The organism is Luteimonas huabeiensis HB2, from assembly GCF_000559025.1.
Classification (GTDB): Bacteria; Pseudomonadota; Gammaproteobacteria; order Xanthomonadales; family Xanthomonadaceae; genus Luteimonas; species Luteimonas huabeiensis.
This window is the reverse complement of record NZ_JAAN01000010.1, coordinates 176,938-195,564: the sequence shown is the minus strand read 5'-3', so window position 1 is coordinate 195,564 and position 18,627 is coordinate 176,938. Positions and strand designations below refer to the sequence as shown.

At 73.5% G+C, this 18,627-nt stretch carries 11 protein-coding genes; 3 read left to right on the top strand and 8 right to left on the bottom strand.

Annotated elements, in window-relative coordinates; genetic code table 11:
- Nucleotides 1-68: 68 nt before the first annotated feature.
- On the bottom strand, nucleotides 69-1,163 hold the full coding sequence (locus Z164_RS0102640) for a UDP-N-acetylglucosamine--N-acetylmuramyl-(pentapeptide) pyrophosphoryl-undecaprenol N-acetylglucosamine transferase (RefSeq protein ID WP_052338335.1): 1,095 nt from the start codon (nucleotides 1,161-1,163) through the stop codon (nucleotides 69-71).
- A gap of 245 nt (nucleotides 1,164-1,408) precedes the next feature.
- Here Z164_RS0102640 and Z164_RS0102635 point away from each other — a divergent pair, with 245 nt between their 5' ends.
- The 3 genes from Z164_RS0102635 to Z164_RS0102625 are packed head-to-tail and all read left to right on the top strand — an operon-like array spanning nucleotide 1,409 to nucleotide 8,866.
- Nucleotides 1,409-2,596 carry an MdtA/MuxA family multidrug efflux RND transporter periplasmic adaptor subunit gene (locus Z164_RS0102635; protein WP_024889192.1) on the top strand — a complete coding sequence of 396 codons (1,188 nt, stop codon included), beginning with the start codon at nucleotides 1,409-1,411 and terminating at the stop codon, nucleotides 2,594-2,596.
- Between the two features lie 13 nt (nucleotides 2,597-2,609).
- Entirely contained in the window at nucleotides 2,610-5,744 is a 3,135-nt protein-coding gene (locus Z164_RS0102630) for a multidrug efflux RND transporter permease subunit (protein ID WP_024889191.1), read from the top strand.
- Complete coding sequence (locus Z164_RS0102625; protein WP_024889190.1) at nucleotides 5,744-8,866, top strand: efflux RND transporter permease subunit; 3,123 nt, start codon at nucleotides 5,744-5,746, stop codon at nucleotides 8,864-8,866. Before Z164_RS0102630 ends, Z164_RS0102625 begins: the two co-directional genes overlap by 1 nt.
- Before the next feature lie 22 nt (nucleotides 8,867-8,888).
- On the opposite strand, the gene Z164_RS0102620 is transcribed toward Z164_RS0102625, so the two are convergent.
- The 7 genes from Z164_RS0102620 to Z164_RS21260 form a co-directional block, all read right to left on the bottom strand.
- Complete coding sequence (locus Z164_RS0102620; RefSeq protein WP_024889189.1) at nucleotides 8,889-11,159, bottom strand: hypothetical protein; 2,271 nt, start codon at nucleotides 11,157-11,159, stop codon at nucleotides 8,889-8,891.
- Between the two features lie 100 nt (nucleotides 11,160-11,259).
- Nucleotides 11,260-11,874, bottom strand: coding sequence for a DUF6445 family protein (locus Z164_RS0102615; RefSeq protein WP_024889188.1), 615 nt, complete (start codon nucleotides 11,872-11,874; stop codon nucleotides 11,260-11,262).
- Nucleotides 11,875-11,950: 76 nt separating this feature from the next.
- Nucleotides 11,951-14,746, bottom strand: coding sequence for a serine/threonine-protein kinase (locus Z164_RS0102610; RefSeq protein ID WP_024889187.1), 2,796 nt, complete (start codon nucleotides 14,744-14,746; stop codon nucleotides 11,951-11,953).
- A 357-nt stretch (nucleotides 14,747-15,103) separates the two neighbouring features.
- Nucleotides 15,104-15,451: a hypothetical protein gene (locus Z164_RS0102605; protein ID WP_024889186.1), complete on the bottom strand. Its 348-nt coding sequence runs from the start codon at nucleotides 15,449-15,451 to the stop codon at nucleotides 15,104-15,106.
- Nucleotides 15,452-15,779: 328 nt separating this feature from the next.
- A complete protein-coding gene (groL, locus tag Z164_RS0102600; RefSeq protein WP_024889185.1) occupies nucleotides 15,780-17,417 on the bottom strand; it encodes a chaperonin GroEL in 1,638 nt (545 codons plus the stop codon).
- 135 nt (nucleotides 17,418-17,552) lie between these two features.
- Nucleotides 17,553-17,843 (bottom strand): co-chaperone GroES, encoded by a 291-nt coding sequence (gene groES / locus Z164_RS0102595; protein WP_024889184.1) that lies wholly within the window; start codon nucleotides 17,841-17,843, stop codon nucleotides 17,553-17,555.
- A 202-nt stretch (nucleotides 17,844-18,045) separates the two neighbouring features.
- On the bottom strand, nucleotides 18,046-18,534 hold the full coding sequence (locus tag Z164_RS21260; protein ID WP_024889183.1) for an acyloxyacyl hydrolase: 489 nt from the start codon (nucleotides 18,532-18,534) through the stop codon (nucleotides 18,046-18,048).
- Nucleotides 18,535-18,627 lie beyond the last annotated feature (93 nt).

Genomic DNA, 18,627 nt, shown 5'->3' with positions numbered 1-18,627 from the left:
GCGGCCTGCGGGGCGGGCCGTCGCCGCGCAGGGTTCCGCGGCGCGCGCCCGCCGTCAACCGGCCGCGCTCAGCCGGCGCGCGGCAGCAGCCGCTCCACCGCGTCGGCCAGCAGCGCGGCCGCCTGCGGGCGGCCCAGCGCGGCGGCGGCCGCGGCCGCGCGCGGCAACGCCCCGGGATCGGCGAACAGCGCCTCGAGCCGCGCGGCGAGCGCGGGCGCGTCCAGCTCCGGCTCCGGCAGGCACCAGCCGGCGCCGGCGGCGGCCAGGGTCTCGGCGTTGCGGCGCTGCTCGTCGCGCGAGCCGCCCTGCGGGATCGGCACCAGGATCGCCGGCCGCCCGACCGCCAGCAGGTCGGCGATGGTGGTCGCGCCGGCGCGGGTCACGACCAGGTGCGCCGCGCGCAGGCGCGCGCCCATGTCCTCGAAGAACGGCCGCACCTCGGCGTCGATGCCGGCCTCGCGCAGCCGCGCCTGGCACTCGGCGGCGTCCTCGCCGCGGTATTGCAGCCCGACCCGCAGCCGGCGCCGCAGCGGCTGCGGCAGCGCCAGCAGCGCCGGCGGCAGCACGCGGCCGAACACCGCCGCGCTCTGGCTGCCGCCCACCACCAGCAGGTGCAGCGGGGTCTGCGCGTCGAGCGCGGGATACGGCGCGCGCGCCTCGAGGATGGCGCGGCGGACCGGGTTGCCGGTCTCGACCACCCGCGCGGCCGCGCCGTCCAGGCCGGCGGTGTCCGGGAACGAAACCGCCACCGCGTCGGCGAAGCGCAGCAGCTGGCGGTTGGCCAGGCTCAGCCGCGCGCCCTGCTCGTGCAGCAGCAGCGGCAGGCCGCAGGCCTTGGCGGCCAGCGCCGGGGCGAAGCTGGGATAGCCGCCGAAGCCGACTAGCGCCGCGGCGCCGCGGCGGCGCAGGTCGCCGCGCGCGCGCCAGGCCGCGCGCAGGATGGTGCCGGCGGCGGCGGCCTTGCCGGCCAGTCCGCCGGCCAGGCTGCGCGCGGGCAGCACCACGTGCGGCAGGCCGTCGAGCGCGTGGGCGTAGGCCGCGCCGCGCGCGTCGGTGTAGATCACCGCGCCGTGGCCGCGCGCGACCAGCTCGCGCGCCAGCGCCTCGGCCGGGAACAGGTGGCCGCCGGTGCCGCCGGCGGCGAGGGCAATCAGGTGGGTCAACGCGATCGGTCCGTGCGGCGGGCAGGCGACTATAGCGCCCGCGCCGCAACGGTCGCCGCGGGCGCGGCCGGAGACCGGCGGCGGGCATGACTTCTGGCGCCGGTGGCGCCCGCGTGCGGCCTGTACCATGTCGCCCGCGCGCGTTGCGCGCGCCCCGCTCCGCCCCCCAGTACCGACGCGGCCCCGCCCGCCCCGGCCGCGCTCCCGCGGCCGGCGCCACGGGCCGCGCGCCGACGGATCTGCCGATGACCGCCTCCAAGACCAAGCCCCTCCTGATCGTCGCCGCCGTCGTGGTGGCCGGCGTCCTGCTCTGGCGCGGCTGCAGCGGCGACGGCGAGACGCCCGCGGCCGGGCCGGGCGGCCCCGGCTTCGGCCCCGGCGGCGAGCGCCCGCCCACGCCGGTGCGCGTGGCGCCGGCGGTGCGCGAGCCGCTGGCGGTGCAGCTCAAGGCGCTGGGCACGGCGACGCCGCTGCAGTCGGTGACGGTGCGCTCGCGGGTGGACGGCGAGCTGCTGCGGATCGCGTTCGAGGAAGGGCAGGCGGTGGAGGCCGGCGACCTGCTGGCCGAGATCGACCCGGCGCCGTTCCGGATCCGGCTGGCCCAGGCCGAGGGCCAGCAGAAGCAGCACCTCGCCGAGCTGGAGAACGCCCGCATCCAGCTGCAGCGCTTCCGCGACCTGGCGCGCGACGCCTACGTGTCCGCGCAGGACGTGGCCAACCTGGAGGCGCAGGTGCGCCAGTTCGAGGCCCGGCGCGAGATCGACCAGGCCGCGGTCGACGAGGCGCGGCTGCAGCTGCGCTATACCCGCATCGTCGCGCCGGTGGCCGGCCGCGTCGGCCTGCGCACGGTGGACGTGGGCAACCTGGTCCGCAGCAGCGACGCCGAGGGCCTGGTCAGCATCGCGCAGACGCGGCCGATCAGCGTGCTGTTCTCGATCCCGGAGACCGCGCTGCCGGAGCTGACCGCGGCGGTACGGCGCGATCGGCAACTGCCGGTGGAAGCGTGGGACCGCGAGGAGCGCCGGCGGCTGGCCACCGGCACCCTGGCCAGCATCGACAACCGCATCGACACCGCCACCGGCACCCTGCGCCTGCGCGCGCTGTTCGCCAACGAGGACGACACGCTGTTTCCGAACCAGTCGGTCAACGTGCGCCTGCAGCTGGCCGACGACGAGGCGCTGACCATCCCCGACGCGGCGGTGCAGTTCGGCAGCCAGGGCACCTACGTGTACGCGATCGACGACGACGACACCGCGCGCGTGCGGCCGGTGCGGCTGGGCGCCTCCAGCGGCGGCCGGGTGGCGGTGCTGGAGGGCCTGCAGCCGGGCGAGCGCGTGGTGCTGGAGGGCCTGGACCGCCTGCGCGAGGGCGCGAAGGTGGAGGTGGTGCAGACCGACGCGCCGGCGGATGCCGACGACGCGCCGGCGCCATGAGCGGTCCTGCCGCATGAACCTCTCGCGCCCCTTCATCCTGCGCCCGGTGGCGACCACGCTGCTGATGCTGGCGCTGCTGCTGTCGGGCCTGTTCGCCTACCGCCTGCTGCCGGTGGCGGCGCTGCCGCAGGTGGACTACCCGATCATCCAGGTGCTGACCTTCTACCCGGGCGCCAGCCCGACGGTGACCACCAGCGCGGTGACCGCGCCGCTGGAGCGCCGGCTCGGGCAGATCCCGGGGCTCAACCAGATGGCGTCGAGCAGTTCCGGCGGCGCCTCGGTCATTACCCTGCAGTTCTCGCTCGACGTGGACCTGGGCGTGGCCGAGCAGGAAGTGCAGGCGGCGATCAACGCCGCCGACAGCTTCCTGCCCGACGACCTGCCGATGCCGCCGGTCTACCGCAAGGTCAACCCGGCCGACACCCCGATCCTGACGCTCGCGGTGACCTCGGCCACGATGGCCCTGCCCGAGGTCTACGACCTGGTGGACACGCGCATGGCCCAGCGCCTGTCGCAGCTGCCCGGGGTGGGCCTGGTGAGCCTGGCCGGCGGCCAGCGCCCGGCGGTGCGCATCGAGGCCAACCCGAACGCGCTGGCGGCCGCCGGCATCGGCATGGCCGACATCCGCGCGGCGATCGCCGCGGCCAACGTCAACATGCCCAAGGGCAGCTTCGACGGGCCGACCCGGGCGATCATGCTCGACGCCAACGACCAGATGCGCTCGGCCGAGGAGTACCGCGCGCTGATCGTGGCCTGGCGCGACGGCGCGCCGCTGCGGCTGGGCGACGTGGCCGAGGTGGCGCAGGGCCCGGAGAACCGCCACCTGGCGGCCTGGTCGGGCGAGGTGCCGGCGATCCTGGTCAACATCCAGCGCCAGCCCGGCGCCAACGTCATCGAGGTCGTGGACGCCGTCCACGCGCTGCTGCCGCAGCTGCGCGCGACCCTGCCCGAGGCGGTCCAGGTGGCGGTGCTCAGCGACCGCACCGAGTCGATCCGCGCCTCGATCCGCGGCGTGCAGCACGAGCTGGTGCTGGCGATCGTGCTGGTGGTGCTGGTGACGTTCGTGTTCCTGCGCACGATCCCGGCCACGATCATTCCCAGCCTGGCGGTGCCGCTGTCGCTGGTGGCGACCTTCGGCTTCATGCTGCTGGCCGGGTTCTCGCTCAACAACCTCACGCTGATGGCGCTGACCATCGCCACCGGCTTCGTGGTCGACGACGCGATCGTGATGCTGGAGAACGTCGCCCGCCACCTGGAGGCGGGCAAGTCGCGGCTGCAGGCCGCGCTCGACGGCGCCCGGCAGATCGGCTTCACCCTGATCTCGCTGACGGTGTCGCTGATCGCGGTGCTGATCCCGCTGCTGTTCATGGGCGACGTGGTCGGCCGGCTGTTCCACGAGTTCGCCATCACCCTGGCGGTGGCCATCGGCATCTCGCTGGTGGTCTCGCTGACGCTCACGCCGATGCTGTGCGCGCGCTTCCTCAAGGCCGGGCGCGGCCATGCCATCGCGGAGCCGGGCGCCGCCGAAGACGCCCGCGCGACGCACGCGGCCGGCGCCGAGGGCGACATCTTCGACCGCGTGGTCGCCGGCTACGACCGCGCGCTGCGCTGGACGCTGGCGCGGCAGCCGCTGATGCTGGGGGTCACCGTGGCCACGCTGGCGCTGACCGCGCTGCTGTACCTCGCGGTGCCCAAGGGTTTCTTCCCTTCGCAGGACGCCGGCCTGATCCAGGGCATCAGCGAGGCGCCGGCCACGGTCTCGTTCGATGCGATGGCGCGGCGCCAGCAGGCGCTGGCCGCGGCGATCCTGGAGGACCCGGACGTGGTCTCGCTGTCGTCGTTCATCGGCGTGGACGGCAGCAACGCCACCCTCAACACCGGCCGCTTCCTGATCGAACTCGCCCCGCACGCCGAGCGCGAGGCCGGCGCGCCGGCGATCATCGCCCGCCTGCAGCGGCGCGCCGCGCAGGTGGAGGGCGTGGCGCTGTACCTGCAGCCGGTGCAGGAGCTGTCGATCGAGGACCGGGTCAGCCGCGGCCAGTACCAGCTCGCGCTGACCGGCCCCGACGCCGCCGCGCTGGCCGAGTGGACGCCGCGGATGATCGAGCACCTGCGCGGCACGGGCGCGCTGGCCGACGTCGCCGGCGACCAGCAGGATCGCGGCCTGCAGGCCTGGATCGACATCGACCGCGACGCCGCCGCGCGGCTGGGGATCCCGGTCTCGGCGATCGCCGACGCGCTGTACGACGCCTTCGGCCAGCGCCAGGTCTCGACCATCTTCACCCACGCCAACCAGTACCGGGTGGTGCTGGAGGCCGGCACCCGCTTCCAGGAAGGCCCGGAGGCGATCGGGCGCATCCACGTCGCCACCGCCGACGGCCGGCAGACGCCGCTGTCGGGCATCGCCCGGGTCGAGACGCGCACCGCGCCCCTGCTGGTCAGCCACATCGGCCAGTTCCCGGCGGCGACGGTGTCGTTCAACCTCGCGCCCGGCGCCTCGCTGGGCGAGGCGGTCGCGCAGATCGAGGCCGCGCGCGCCGCGGTGGGCCTGCCCGCGGCGATCGAGCTGCGCCTGCAGGGCGCGGCGCAGGCATTCCGCAACTCGCTCTCCAGCACGCTGTGGCTGATCCTGGCCGCGGTGCTGGTGATGTACATCGTGCTCGGCGTGCTCTACGAGAGCTTCATCCACCCGGTCACGATCCTGTCCACCCTGCCCTCGGCCACCGTCGGCGCGCTGGCCGCGCTGCTGCTGGCCGGGCGCAGCCTGGACCTGATCGCGGTGATCGGCATCATCCTGCTGATCGGGCTGGTCAAGAAGAACGGCATCATGATGGTGGACTTCGCCCTGGAGGCCGAGCGCGAGCGCGGCATGGCCCCGCGCGATGCGATCCACCGCGCCGCGCTGCTGCGCTTCCGGCCGATCCTGATGACCACGCTGGCGGCGCTGTTCGCGGCGATCCCGATGATGCTGGCCAGCGGCTCGGGCGCCGAGCTGCGCCAGCCGCTGGGCCTGGTGATGGTCGGCGGCCTGCTGGTGAGCCAGGTGCTGACCCTGTTCACCACGCCGGTGATCTACCTGTTCTTCGACCGCCTCACCCGCCGCCGCGCCCGCGCGGCGGCCGCCGACGCGCAGGCGCCCGCACGCTGATGGACGCACCGGCGGACAGCGCGCGGGTCAACCTGTCGCGGGCCTTCATCGAGCGGCCGGTGGCGACGGTGCTGCTGGCGGTGGCGGTGGTGCTGGCCGGCATGCTGGCCTACCGCATGCTGCCGGTGGCGCCGCTGCCGCAGGTGGACTACCCGGCGATCCAGGTCAGCGCCAGCCTGCCCGGCGCCAGCCCCGAGTCGATGGCCGCGACCGTGGCCACGCCGCTGGAGCGCGCGCTGGGCACCATCCCCGGCATCACCCGCATCACCTCCAGCAGCGGCCAGGGCACCACCCGCATCGACCTGCAGTTCTCGCTGGACCGCAACGTCGACGAGGCCGCGCGCGAGGTGCAGGCCGCGCTCAACGCCGCGCAGGCGCAGTTGCCGGCCGGCATGCCGGGTCTGCCGCAGTTCCGCAAGATCAATCCCTCGCAGGCGCCGATCATGAGCCTGGCGCTGAGCTCGGATCGGCTGTCGCCGGGCGAGGTCTACGACGTGGCCTCGACGGTGATCGCGCAGAAGATCGCGCAGATCCCGGGCGTGGGCCAGGTACAGGCCGGCGGCGCCTCGCTGCCGGCGGTGCGGGTGTCGCTGAACCCGAACGCGCTGAACCAGTACGGCATCGCGCTGGACGAGGTCGCCGGGGCGATCCGCAACGCCAACGCGCTGCGGCCGCTGGGCCAGGTGGTCGCCGGCGAGCGCCAGTGGCAGGTGGGCGCCGAGCTGCAGCTGCGCGCGGTGCAGGAATACCGCGACCTGATCGTGGCCTGGCGCGACGGCCGCCCGGTCCACCTGCGCGACGTGGCCCAGGTCGCCGAGGGCACCGAGAACCGCTACGCCGCCGGCTTCCACAACGACCGCGACGCGGTGCTGCTGATCGTCAGCCGCCAGCCCGGCGCCAACATCATCGAGACCGTGGACGCGATCCACGCGCAGATGGCGCAGCTGCGCGCGCTGCTGCCGCCGGACGTGGACATGGCGGTGGTGATGGACCGCTCGCCGGTGATCCGCGCCACCCTGCGCGAGGCCGAGCACACCCTGCTGCTGGCGGTCGCGCTGGTGGTGCTGGTGGTGCTGGCCTTCCTGGGCAGCTGGCGCGCGGCGCTGGTGCCCACACTGGCGATCCCGGTCTCGCTGCTGGGAGCGCTGGCGATCGTCTGGCTGGCCGGGTTCTCGCTCAACACCATGTCGCTGATGGCGCTGATCGTGGCGGCGGTGCTGGTGGTGGACGACGCCATCGTGGTGCTGGAGAACATCGCCCGCCACCTCGAGGCGGGGCTGCCGCCGTGGCGGGCGGCGATGCGCGGCGCCGGCGAGGTCGGCACCACGCTGCTGTCGATGAACCTGGCGCTGGCGGTGGTGTTCGTGTCGATCCTGTTCCTGGACGACTTCGTCGAGCGGCTGTTCCGCGAGTTCTCGCTGACCCTGGTGGCGGCGATGGCGGTCTCGCTGCTGGTCTCGCTGAGCCTGACCCCGACGCTGTGCGCGCGCCTGCTCGGGCGCAAGGACCCCGACCGCGTGGTCGGGCCCTGGCAGCGCCTGGGCGGGCTGGCGTTCGAGGGCCTGCGCGGCGCCTACCTGCGCACCCTGGGCCGCACCGTGCGCCACGTGCCGCTGGCGCTGCTGGCGCTGGCTGGCACCATCGCGCTCAACGTCTGGCTGTTCGGCCAGGTGCCCAAGGGCACCGTGCCGCAGCAGGACACCGGCCAGTTGCGCGGCTTCGCCCGCGGCGACGACGGCCTCTCGTTCCAGGTCATGCAGCCCAAGATCGCGGCCTACCGCGAGCTGCTGATGTCCGATCCCGCGATCGAGCACATCTCCGGCTACATCGGCGGCGACACCGGGGTCAACAACGGCTTCATCATGATCCAGATGAAGCCGCTGGCCGAACGCGGCGTCTCCAGCCGCGAGGTCATCGACCGCCTGCGCGCCAGCGAGCCGAAGATCCCGGGCGGGCGCATCGGCCTGTGGGTGGACCAGGACATCCGCATCGGCGGCGGCGGCGGCAACAACGAGGGCAACTACGACCTGCAGCTGCTGTCCGGCGACATCGCCCCGCTGCGCGAGTGGACCCCGCGGGTGCGCGACGCGCTGGCCGCGCTGCCGCAGCTGACCGACGTGGATTCCAGCGGCGACGAGGGCATGCGCCAGGTCGTGCTCGACATCGACCGCGACGCCGCCGCCCGCTACGGCGTGGACATGCGCACCATCGCGACGGTGCTCAACAACGCCTTCAGCCAGCGCCAGGTCGCCACCCTCTACGACAGCCTCAACCAGTACCGGGTGGTGATGGAGCTGGACCCGCGCTACACCCAGACCCCGGACACCCTGGAGCAGGTCCACGCGATCGGCGCCGACGGCCGCCGGGTGCCGCTGTCGGCGTTCGCGACCTGGTCCTACGGCATGGCCCCGGACCGGATCCGGCACCGCGAGCAGTTCGTCGCCACCGACGTCAGCTTCGCGCTGGCGCCGGGGGTGAGCCTGGGCGAGGCAGTCGAGGCGATCGATGCGGCGATGGCGCGGATCATGCTGCCCACCGAGGTGATCGCCAAGCTCGGCGACGAGGCCGGCAGCCTGCAGGAGATGCGCGAGCGCCAGCTGTGGCTGATCCTGGGCGCGGTGCTGGCGGTGTACCTGGTGCTGGGCGTGCTGTACGAGAGCTTCGTGCTGCCGCTGGCGATCCTGTCGATCCTGCCCTCGGCCGGCATCGGCGCGCTGCTGGCGCTGCTGCTGTTCGGCAACGAGCTCGACCTGATCTCGCTGCTGGGCCTGTTCCTGCTGGTCGGGGTGGTGATGAAGAACACCATCCTGATGGTGGATTTCGCCCTGGCCGCGCAGCGCGAGCGCGCGCTGACGCCGGAGGCCGCGATCCTGGAGGCGGCCAGCCTGCGCTTCCGCCCGATCCTGATGACCAGCATCGCCGCCCTGCTCGGCATCCTGCCGCTGATGCTGGCCACCGGCGAAGGCTGGGAGATGCGCCGCCCGCTGGGCATCGCCATCGTCGGCGGCCTGCTGGTCAGCCAGTGGCTGACGCTCTACACCACGCCCGCCGCGTTCCTGGCCCTGGCGCGGCTGCGCGCGCGCTTCGCGCGGCGACGCGCCGGCGCCGGCGCGTCCGCGTAGGCGCGCGGCGCGACGCCCCCGCTCAGCGCGGCAGCAGCGGCGGGCGCGCGCGGTACCACTCGCGGGCGCCGAGCGTGTGCAGCCGGCGCTCGCCGCCCTGCAGCTCGGCGCCGACGCCCAGCACGCCCCAGCGCGCGTACAGGTCGCCCTGCGGCGTGCCGTCGGCCACGCGCAGCCGCGCCTGCAGGTCCACGCGGTCGTTGCGCGCCTCCAGCCCGTCCACGATCAGCTCGCCGCCGCGCACGCGGGTGCGCGCGGTGGCCTCGACCTCCCCGGCATCGACGATGCGGCCGATCCAGCGCGGGAACGCGGTGCGCTCGGCGAACAGCGACAACAACAGGCTCGCGTCCTTCATCCGCAGGCGCACGTCGCTGTCGACCGCGAACGGCTCGCGCCAGGTCAGCCGCGCGCCCGAGAGATCCACGTCCGCCCACCAGGGCGCGTCGTCGGCGCCGGCCAGGCGCACCTGGCGCAGTTGCAGGCGCAGCGGCTGCAGGCGGTAGTCGCGCCGGCCCTCGCGCTCCCGCCGCATCGCACCGGCCACCGAGAGGTTGCCGTGCAGCTCCGAGGCGCCGACGCGGATGCCGGCCCCGCGCCCGCGCAGATCGATGTCGCCCCGCACCACCTCGCCCTGCGGGTCGATGCGCAGGTCGCCGCCGAGGGTGCCGGAGCCCGACAGCAGGCGCAGGCTGTCGCCGGGCAGATAGCGGTTGTAGACGCGCAGGTCGGGGATCTGCGCATCCTGGAAACGCAGGTGCGCCTGCAGGCTGCGGCGGAACGCGGCCAGATCGCCGTCGGCCTCCAGGTCCAGCCGCAGGTCGCGCCCGCGCAGGTACTGCGCGTCCGGTTCGCGCAGCGCGGCCACGGCGAAGCGCTCGGCGAGGATCTCCACCCGCGTGCGCCGCGCCGCATCGTCACCCTCCACCCGCGCGTCCACCCGGGCCTGGCCGGAGAACACGCTGTCGAACACCTGCGCGCGCAACTCGGCATCGCGGATGCGCGCGGTGCTGCCCGGCGCCAGCCGCCCGGCCTCGAGCTGCAGGTCGGCCTCGACGTCGGCCACGCCCTGCAGGCGCAGCCAGCCCTCGGCCGGCAGCAGCGGGTTGATCCAGCGCAGCGAGCCGAACCGCCAGGCCAGCGCGACGCGACCGGACAGCGTGCGCACCCAGTCGAGCGCGGATTCGGCGTCCAGCCGGCGCTGCGCGCTGCGCAGCCGCGCCTCGACGAAACCCGGGCGATCGGCCTGGCGCGGCATCCGCGCCCGCACCTCCACTCCGCCCTCGGCGATCTCCGCGTCCACCCGCAGCGGCCGCTGCGCCGGCGCGGCGTCGTCGCCGGCGGTGGACAGGCGCGTCTGCAGGCGCACGCTGCCGCCGGGCTGCAGTTCGCCGCGGACCAGGGCCAGGTCGGCATCCAGCCGGCCCGGCTCGGCGTCCATGCGCCAGCCGATGCGCCCGTCCTCGCCTTCGACCAGCGCCAGCCCCGGCACCTCGCCGTGCGCTTGCAGGCGCGCGTCGGCGATGCCGAGCTTGCGCCGGCCCGGCGCCTCCTGCGGCCGGTGCGGCGGCAGCGCCAGATCGAAGCGGAGCGGCCCGTTCCCGAACACGCGCAGTTCGCCGTACCGCACCGAGGCGCGCGGCATGTCCAGGCGGGACGGGAAGATCTCCAGCGCACCGCCGCCGAACACCTTGGAAAAGCCGAACGCGGCCTCGCCGCCGCCCTCGAAACGCCAATCGTCGAACCGCAGGCCGCGCAGCGTGCCGGTCCTGATCTCGTCCATGCGCAGGCGCCACGGCGAGCGCCGCGGCGCGGCGCCGGCCGCGGGCGGCGCCGCGTCCTCCTCGCTGCGGCGGGACCGGTCGGTGGCCAGCGCCACATCCTCGGCGCGCACGGTGCCGATGCGGACCTGCCGCCGCAGCAGCGGCAGCACCTGGATGCGGCCGGTCGCGCGGGTGGCCTCGGCCTCCCAGCCGGTCGCCCGCGAGCGCCCGCGCATGCGCACGTCGCGCACGTGGACGTGACCGGGATACAGGCTCGCCGCCCAGCGCCATTCGGCGTGGAAGCGCTCCGGCTTGCGGTTGACGACGCGCTCGCCGACCTCGGTGTTGAGGAAGACGTTGGCCGCGAGCAGGTAGAGTCCCCACAGCGCGGCCAGCGTCCATGCGCAGGCGCGCAGCCCGCGGCGGCGCCGCCGCCCCCACGCGCGCACCGCGACGAACGCATCGGCCGCGTGCGATCGCACACCCTGGCCGCGCCGGCCGGGCGCCGACTCGTCTGATTCGGGTTGGTTCATGGCATCCGGTTCCTCGTCGGGCCGGCGGCGCGCCCGGCGGGCGCCAGCTTAGGCGCCGCGCGCCGACGCGCCCGTGAAACGGGCCGCGACGGCGCCGCGCTCAGCGCGCGGACTCGAAGAACATCAGGTACACGAAGCGGCCGTTCTCCAGCGTGTCGCCGAACGCCTCGCCGGCGGTGTGCCACAGCCACGGCCGCAGCAGCACCAGGCGATTGAAGCGCATCGGCACGCGCATGGTCATCTCCCACTTGGACGCGTCGTTGCTGTCCTGTTCGACGATGGCGCGGTGCAGTTCCGCGCCGGTGCGGAAGCCGAGCGCCTCGATGCCCGCCTGGGTGATCGGCGCCTGCTCGGTGCCGGTGGGCAGGTGGCGGAAGAACTCGGTGCCGCCTCGGCAGTCCTCGGGGCGGCTCAGGTAGAGGATGCCCGACCACTGCGCGCCCTGGTCGATGTGGACCCGCGCGCGGCCCACGTCCTGGGCGAGGGTGATGCGGAACTTGCAGTGCGACTGCGGCGGATCGATCGCGCGCAGCGGCTCGCCGACGATCCGCGACACCGCCTCGTCCAGCTGCGGGATCTTCACCCGCTCCACGGAATTGCGGCCCGGGAAGGCGCCCTGCTGCGGCGGGTAGGTCAGGCGCAAGCCGGCTTCGCGCAGGCGCTGCGCATCGCTCGGACCGAGGAAATCGTCGACGACGACCAGGGAAGTAGGCATCGGCGCAGCCTAGGCGCCCGCGACGGCGGGTTCAAGCGCGGGCGCGCTTCGCGCGCGGCGGCCGCCCCGGCTCTGCTCAGCCGTCCCGCTCCGGGGACGGCGCCGGCCGATCGCCGCCGGCGGCCGCCAGTCGGGATGCCACCTCTCCGGCACGGACCCGCAGCGCCGCCTCCGGCGCCAGCGCCGCGAGCCGGGGCCGCGCCCGGTGCAGTTCCTCCGCCGCCTCCTCGTGCCGCCCCAGCTCGACGAGGCACTCGGCCAACGGGATCCGCCATTTCGCCGTGGCGGTCGAGTCCGCACCGTAGAGCCGGGAAAACGTCGCGACGACCGCCTGCCAGGCGGCGACCGCCCGCGGCCACTGGCCGCGACGCTGCGCGAGCCGGGCCGCCTGCATCTCCCACCGCAGCACCATCCCGGGCGACAGGCTGTCGCGCACCGCCTCCAGCCTCGCCAGCGCGGCCTCGGCTTCGTCGTAACGCCCGGCACGGATCAGCCATTCCAGCTCGCTCAGCTCGATCGAGCGCAACTCCGGCGCGCCTTCCGGCAGGGTACGCCGGCGCAAATCCGCGATCCGGCGCAGCGGTTCGCGCGCGGCCTCGACGCGGCCGACGCGCATCAGCAGGCGGGCCAGCACCATCTCCACTTCCTGAGTCGTCTCGTGGTCGCGGCCCATGTGCTCCCGGTACAACGCCAGCGCCTGCCGGTACAGCGCCTCCGCTCGCGCCACGCTGCCGCGCGCTTCTTCCATGATGCCCATCCCGAACAGCTTGCCCGCATAGGCGCGGCTGGTCTCGCCGTCGACGACCGCGCTGATGCGCAGGCTCCTGTCGAAATGGCGGGCCGAATCGTCGTAGCGGCCCAGATCCAGGTAGAGCCCCGCGAGCCGCGACTCCGCATCGGCGGTGAAGGTGCTCTGCGCGCCGAACAGCCGCGCGGTGAGCGCCAGGTTGCGCTCGGCGAGCGCGACCGATTCGTCCACGCGGCCCTGTACGTAGAGCGTGCGCGAGAGCGCGCCCAGCACCTGCTGGTACTCGACGCTGGTATCGCCATACGCCTCGAGCGCCGCGGCGAGCGCCGCGCGCAGCATCCTTTCCGACACCTCGAGCCGCTCGTGGCTGCCGTGGATCGCGCCCAGGTCGCGCAGCGCCGCGACCGCCTGCCGCCGCCACGCCGGGTCGTCGGGGCGTTCGCCGAGCGCCGCCAGCAGGCGCGCCTCCGCCCCGCGCTCGCAGCGCGCGCCGACCTCCGCGACCGCCTGCGCGTGCAGGATGCGCAAGCGCAGCAGCGGCGACGCGGCGCCGAAGCGGGGCTTCAGCGATGCCGACACGCCTTCCAGCCGCGCCAGGGCCTCGTCGTAGCGGCCCTCCTTGGCCGCCTGCAGCGCCAGCAGCACGTCCGCTTCCGCCGTTTCGGACACGGCGCCGGCCGCGCGCAGGCCGTCCGCCCCCGCCTGCAGGTGCCGCCATGCCACGCGCGGCAACCCCAGGTTCTGGTACGCGCGCCCGAGCGCGACCTGCAACCGCGCGCGCACGTCGGGCGCCATCGCCAGTTCCGCCTCCACGCGCGCCGCGCTGCGGTCCAGCACCTCGCGGGCGGTCAGCTCCGGGCGCAGTCCGCGCTCGCGCGGATCGGCGGCCTCGAAGGCGGCGACCAGGAAGTCGCTGACCTGGGTCGCCACGGCCGCGCTGGTATCCGCCGCCGCACGCGCCTGGATCAACTGGACGACGAAGAGCGCGCCGAGGCCGGACGCGATCGCGCCGATGGCGATCGCCTGCCAGTGCCGCCGCGCCCCCAGCCCGAGGATTCGCAGCCGCGACGGCCGGCGGGCGAGGACGGGATACCGGCCCAGGAAGCGTTCGACGTCGTCGGCCAGGGCCTCGACCGACGCGTATCGCGCGACCGGATCGACTTCGCAGGCGCGTGCGGCGATCGCATCGAGGTCGCCGGCCAGCCGGCGCCGCCAGCGGCAGGCCGGCCCGGCCCACCGGCTGGGTCGCGGTATCGGCGCCTGCGCGTCGTCCAGCGTCCTCCGCAGGGCGCGATCGGCGATCAGTTCGGCCAGCATCACGCCGAGACTGAAGACGTCGGCGGCCACGCCCACCGCGCGGCCGGCCACCAGCTCGGGACTGGCGTAGGCCGGCGTGGCGTAGCGATCGGCGGCCGAAACGGTGTCCGCGCCCACCAGCCGCGCGATCCCGAAATCCAGCAGCACGGGCGCGCCCTCGTCGTCCACCAGCACGTTGGCGGGCTTGAGATCGCAATGCACGACCGATTGCGCGTGCGCGGTCTGCACCACCCGGCAGATCCGCACGAACAGCCGCAGGCGATCCTCGAGCCCGAGGCCGCGCACGAACGCGTCGAGCGGCTCGCCCTCGACATGCTCCATGACCAGGTAATGCTGCCCGCTCTCCGAGACGCCGGCCTCGTAGAGCCGCGCGATGCCGGCGCCGCGGAGATCGGCGAGGATCTGCCGCTCGCCCGCCAGGCGCGCGGCGAGCGATGGATCGTAGGGCCGGCGCAGCACCTTCAGGGCGACCTTGCGCCGGTAGAGGCTGTCCACCCGCTCGGCGAGGAACACCGCGGCCATGCCGCCGCTGCCGATCAGCTCCTGCAGCCGCCAGGGCCCGAGCGTTCGGCCGACCCAGGCCTGGGGCTGCTCGGCGTCCAGGGCGACGGAACGGAGCGAGGCGCGCAGCCGCCCCAGCTCGGCGGTCTGCGCGCGGAGCAGCGCCAGCGCCTCGTCGCGCTCGGCGGGGTCGATCCCGAGCTGCGCGAGCGCGGCGGTCCATTGCTCGGGCGGGCGGTCGCAGACCGCCTCGAACAGCGCACGCACCCGTCGCCAGCGCGCGTCTGCGGGATCGGCGACCGCCAAGGCTAGCGCGCCCCGGCGGCGCCCCCGGCCTTCCCGGGAGCGGCTTCGCGTCGAGCGCGCGCCGTCCGGCAACGGGGCCGGCCGGGCGGGAGGTGCGGGCAGCCTGCGCCGTCCCGCTGGGAGGCCTCGCGTAGCGCGACAGGCGACATCGATGGGCTCACGTGGATCGCGACCGCTTCATCTTACGCCCGCCGTCCGCGCCGGACCGCCCACCGCACCCACGCAAGCGCATGGCGCAGCGCCAGCGGCATGCACGACCTGTCCAATGCGGGGGTCGGGAGCGGAGGCCAGGGGTCAGGGGGAGGACCGGGACCAGGTCGGGCTGGCCGTGGCAGCTCGAGCGCGACGTGCCATCGGTCAGCTCACCATCTTCGAACCCGCGTAGGCAAGAACAGGAACGAGCAGCATGCCGAAGGAGGCGATCGAGAAGCGAAACACCGTCCCGCAAGGACGCGCCGTTTTGCCCGCGACCCAGAAACCGCACCCGGAGAACAACAGGGCATAGGCCAGCACGGCACGGAAGAACCATTGCGGGTACAGGAACAGCACGCCGCATATCCCCAGCAAGCCAGCAGAAGAGATCAGCAAGAACACGAAGGCCGACTGCCTGTGGCTTCGGAACAAGCCCGGGAGAACCACCAGATGCGCCGCGACGATCGCAAAGAGCGCCAGGGACACCAGCGTTCTCAGTTCGCCGATCGTCATGCTTCGGTCAATCGATCTGAGCAGTTCTTCAAGCACGTCCTCGCCCTCGCTGCGGCAGGCTCGCCCTGGCGTCAGGTTCTCGCCCGGGATCGCACGACATCTGGCGCATCCGCCCGAACCCGGCGGCGATGCGCTCGTGCGAACCAGGTGCCGGGCCCGTCGCGCAGTATCGCCGGCCGCCCCCTGCCTTGTCGCTTCGCATCGAGGCTTCCGCGACGGCCCGAGGAGTCGGCGCGACGCCTGGATCGGCGCTGCGCCCGGCCTTCCGGAAGCACGAAGCCCGGCACTGGGCCGGGCTTCGTGGTCTGGCTTGCCGCAGGGCGGGGGATCAGAAATCCATGCCGCCCATGCCGCCCATGCCGGCGCCCGGCGCAGCGGGCTCTTCCTTCTTCGGCAGCTCGGCCACCATCGCCTCGGTGGTGATCATCAGGCCGGCGATCGAGGCCGCGTTCTGCAGCGCGGTCCGGGTGACCTTGGTCGGGTCCAGGATGCCGAACTCGACCATGTCGCCGAACTCGCCGTTGGCGGCGTTGTAGCCGAAGTTGCCCTTGCCGTCCTTCACCTTGTTGACGATGACCGAGGGTTCCTCGCCGGCGTTGGTGACGATCTCGCGCAGCGGGGCTTCCATCGCGCGCAGGGCGATCTGGATGCCGTGGGTCTGGTCCTCGTTGGCGCCCTTCAGGCCCTCGATGGCGGCCTTGGCGCGGATCAGCGCGACGCCGCCGCCCGGGACCACGCCTTCCTCGACCGCCGCGCGCGTGGCGTGCAGCGCGTCCTCGACGCGGGCCTTCTTCTCCTTCATCTCGACCTCGGTCGCGGCGCCGACCTTGATCACCGCCACGCCGCCGGCCAGCTTGGCCACGCGCTCCTGCAGCTTCTCGCGGTCGTAGTCGGAGGAGGTCTCCTCGATCTGCGCCTTGATCTGCTTGATGCGCGCCTCGATCGCCGAGGTGTCGCCGGCGCCGTCGATGATGGTGGTGTTCTCCTTGGAGACCTGCACCTTCTTGGCGCGGCCGAGATCGTTGATCGTGGCCTTCTCGAGGGTCAGGCCCACTTCCTCGGAGATCACGGTGCCGCCGGTCAGCACGGCCATGTCCTCCAGCATCGCCTTGCGGCGGTCGCCGAAGCCCGGGGCCTTGACCGCGCAGACCTTGACGATGCCGCGGATGGTGTTGACCACCAGCGTGGCCAGCGCCTCGCCCTCGACTTCCTCGGCGACGATCAGCAGCGGCTTGCCGGCCTTGGCCACGCCCTCGAGGACGGGCAGCAGGTCGCGCACGTTGGAGATCTTCTTGTCGTGCAGCAGGATGAAGGGATCATCCAGCTCGGCGCTCATGCTCTGCTGGTTGTTGATGAAGTACGGCGACAGGTAGCCGCGGTCGAACTGCATGCCCTCGACCACGTCCAGCTCGTTCTCCAGGCCCGAGCCTTCCTCGACCGTGATCACGCCTTCCTTGCCGACCTTCTTCATCGCGTCGGCGATGATGTTGCCGATCGACTCGTCGCTGTTGGCCGAGATCGTGCCGACCTGGGCGATGGCCTTGTCGTCGGCGGTGGGCTTGCTGATCTTCTTCAGCTCTTCCACCGCGGCCTTGACGGCCTGGTCGATGCCGCGCTTGAGGTCCATCGGGTTCATGCCGGCGGCGACCGCCTTGGAGCCCTCGCGGATCAGCGCCTGGGCCAGCACGGTGGCGGTGGTGGTGCCGTCGCCGGCGTTGTCGGAGGTCTTGGACGCGACCTCCTTCACCATCTGCGCGCCCATGTTCTCGAACTTGTCGGACAGCTCGATCTCCTTGGCGACGGACACGCCGTCCTTGGTGATCGTCGGGGCGCCGAAGCTCTTCTCGAGCACGACGTTGCGGCCCTTCGGGCCGAGGGTGGCCTTGACGGCATTGGCGAGCACGTTGACGCCGCGCACCATCTTCGCGCGCGCGTCCTCACCGAAACGGATTTCCTTGGCAGCCATTGTTGAACTCCGGAATTCGTGATTGGGGAATAGGGGATGGGTCGAAGCGGAGGAGCGGGACCGGAAGCGGGCGGGCGTTCGGCGCGAGGCGCTTGGCGAACTCCCGTCGCTCGAGTCCCGGGTCTCGCCCCGACGTCAGTTGAGGATCGCGAAGATGTCGTCTTCCTTCACCACCAGGTACTCGACGCCGTCGAGCTTGACCTCGGTGCCGCTGTACTTGCCGAACAGGACCTGGTCCCCGGCCTTCACCTTCGGTGCGCGCACGCTGCCGTTGTCGAGCGTCTTGCCCTCGCCCACGGCCACGACCTCGCCCCTGATCGGCTTCTCGGTGGCCGAATCCGGGATCACGATGCCACCGGCGGACACCTTCTCCTCCTCGGTACGCTTGATGACCACGCGGTCGTAGAGCGGCTTGATGTTGCTCATTTCAATCCTCTTTAAGTGATTGATCGGGTTGAAGATTGGCGGCGATGTTAGCACTCGCCCATGGAGAGTGCCAAGGCCGCGGACGGCAAGACCCGGCAGGCCGGGATGCCCGGGAGATGGGCACGCCCGGACGCCTTTCAAGGGGTCGGGAGGAAGATCGTGCGAACGACCGCCCCGGCCTGCCGCCGGGGCGGCGGGGCGATCAGAAGCGCCAGGCGGCGACCACCATGGTCTCGCCGTCGTTGGGCTGGTGGATGCTGGCGTTGGAGATGTGGCGGGCCAGCAGCGAGAAGCGGTTCCAGCGCCAGCCCGCGGTGCTGACGAACTGCGGGTCGCCCGACAGCGCATCGGTATGGCCGGTCTGCACGCCGACGCCGAAGCCCAGGGTCAGGCCGTTGTCGGTGCGCTCGTAGCGCAGGCCGGCATGGCCGACGGTGACGTCGTCCTCGAGGTCGTAGGCGGTGTCGTCGCGACCGCGTACGTGGATCGCGCCGAGCTCCCAGCGCAGCACCGCGTTGTCCAGCCGCCGGAATTCCGGCAACCAGGCGGCGGCGACCACGGGGGTGACCTCGTTGTCGCGGGTCCAGGAGGGGCCGGCGCTGACTTCGAACTGCGACTGCGCGGCGGCGGGCAGGCTGAGCGCGGCGGCGGCGAACGCGGCCGCCAGCGCGAGGGAACGGGACTGGGACATGGTGCGTGCGGGGGAAGACCGGGGGCGCACAGTGTAGGGCCTGCCGGGCACGGCGGCGCGGGCGCGGCGCGCGCCGCCGCCACGGCGCTGGGC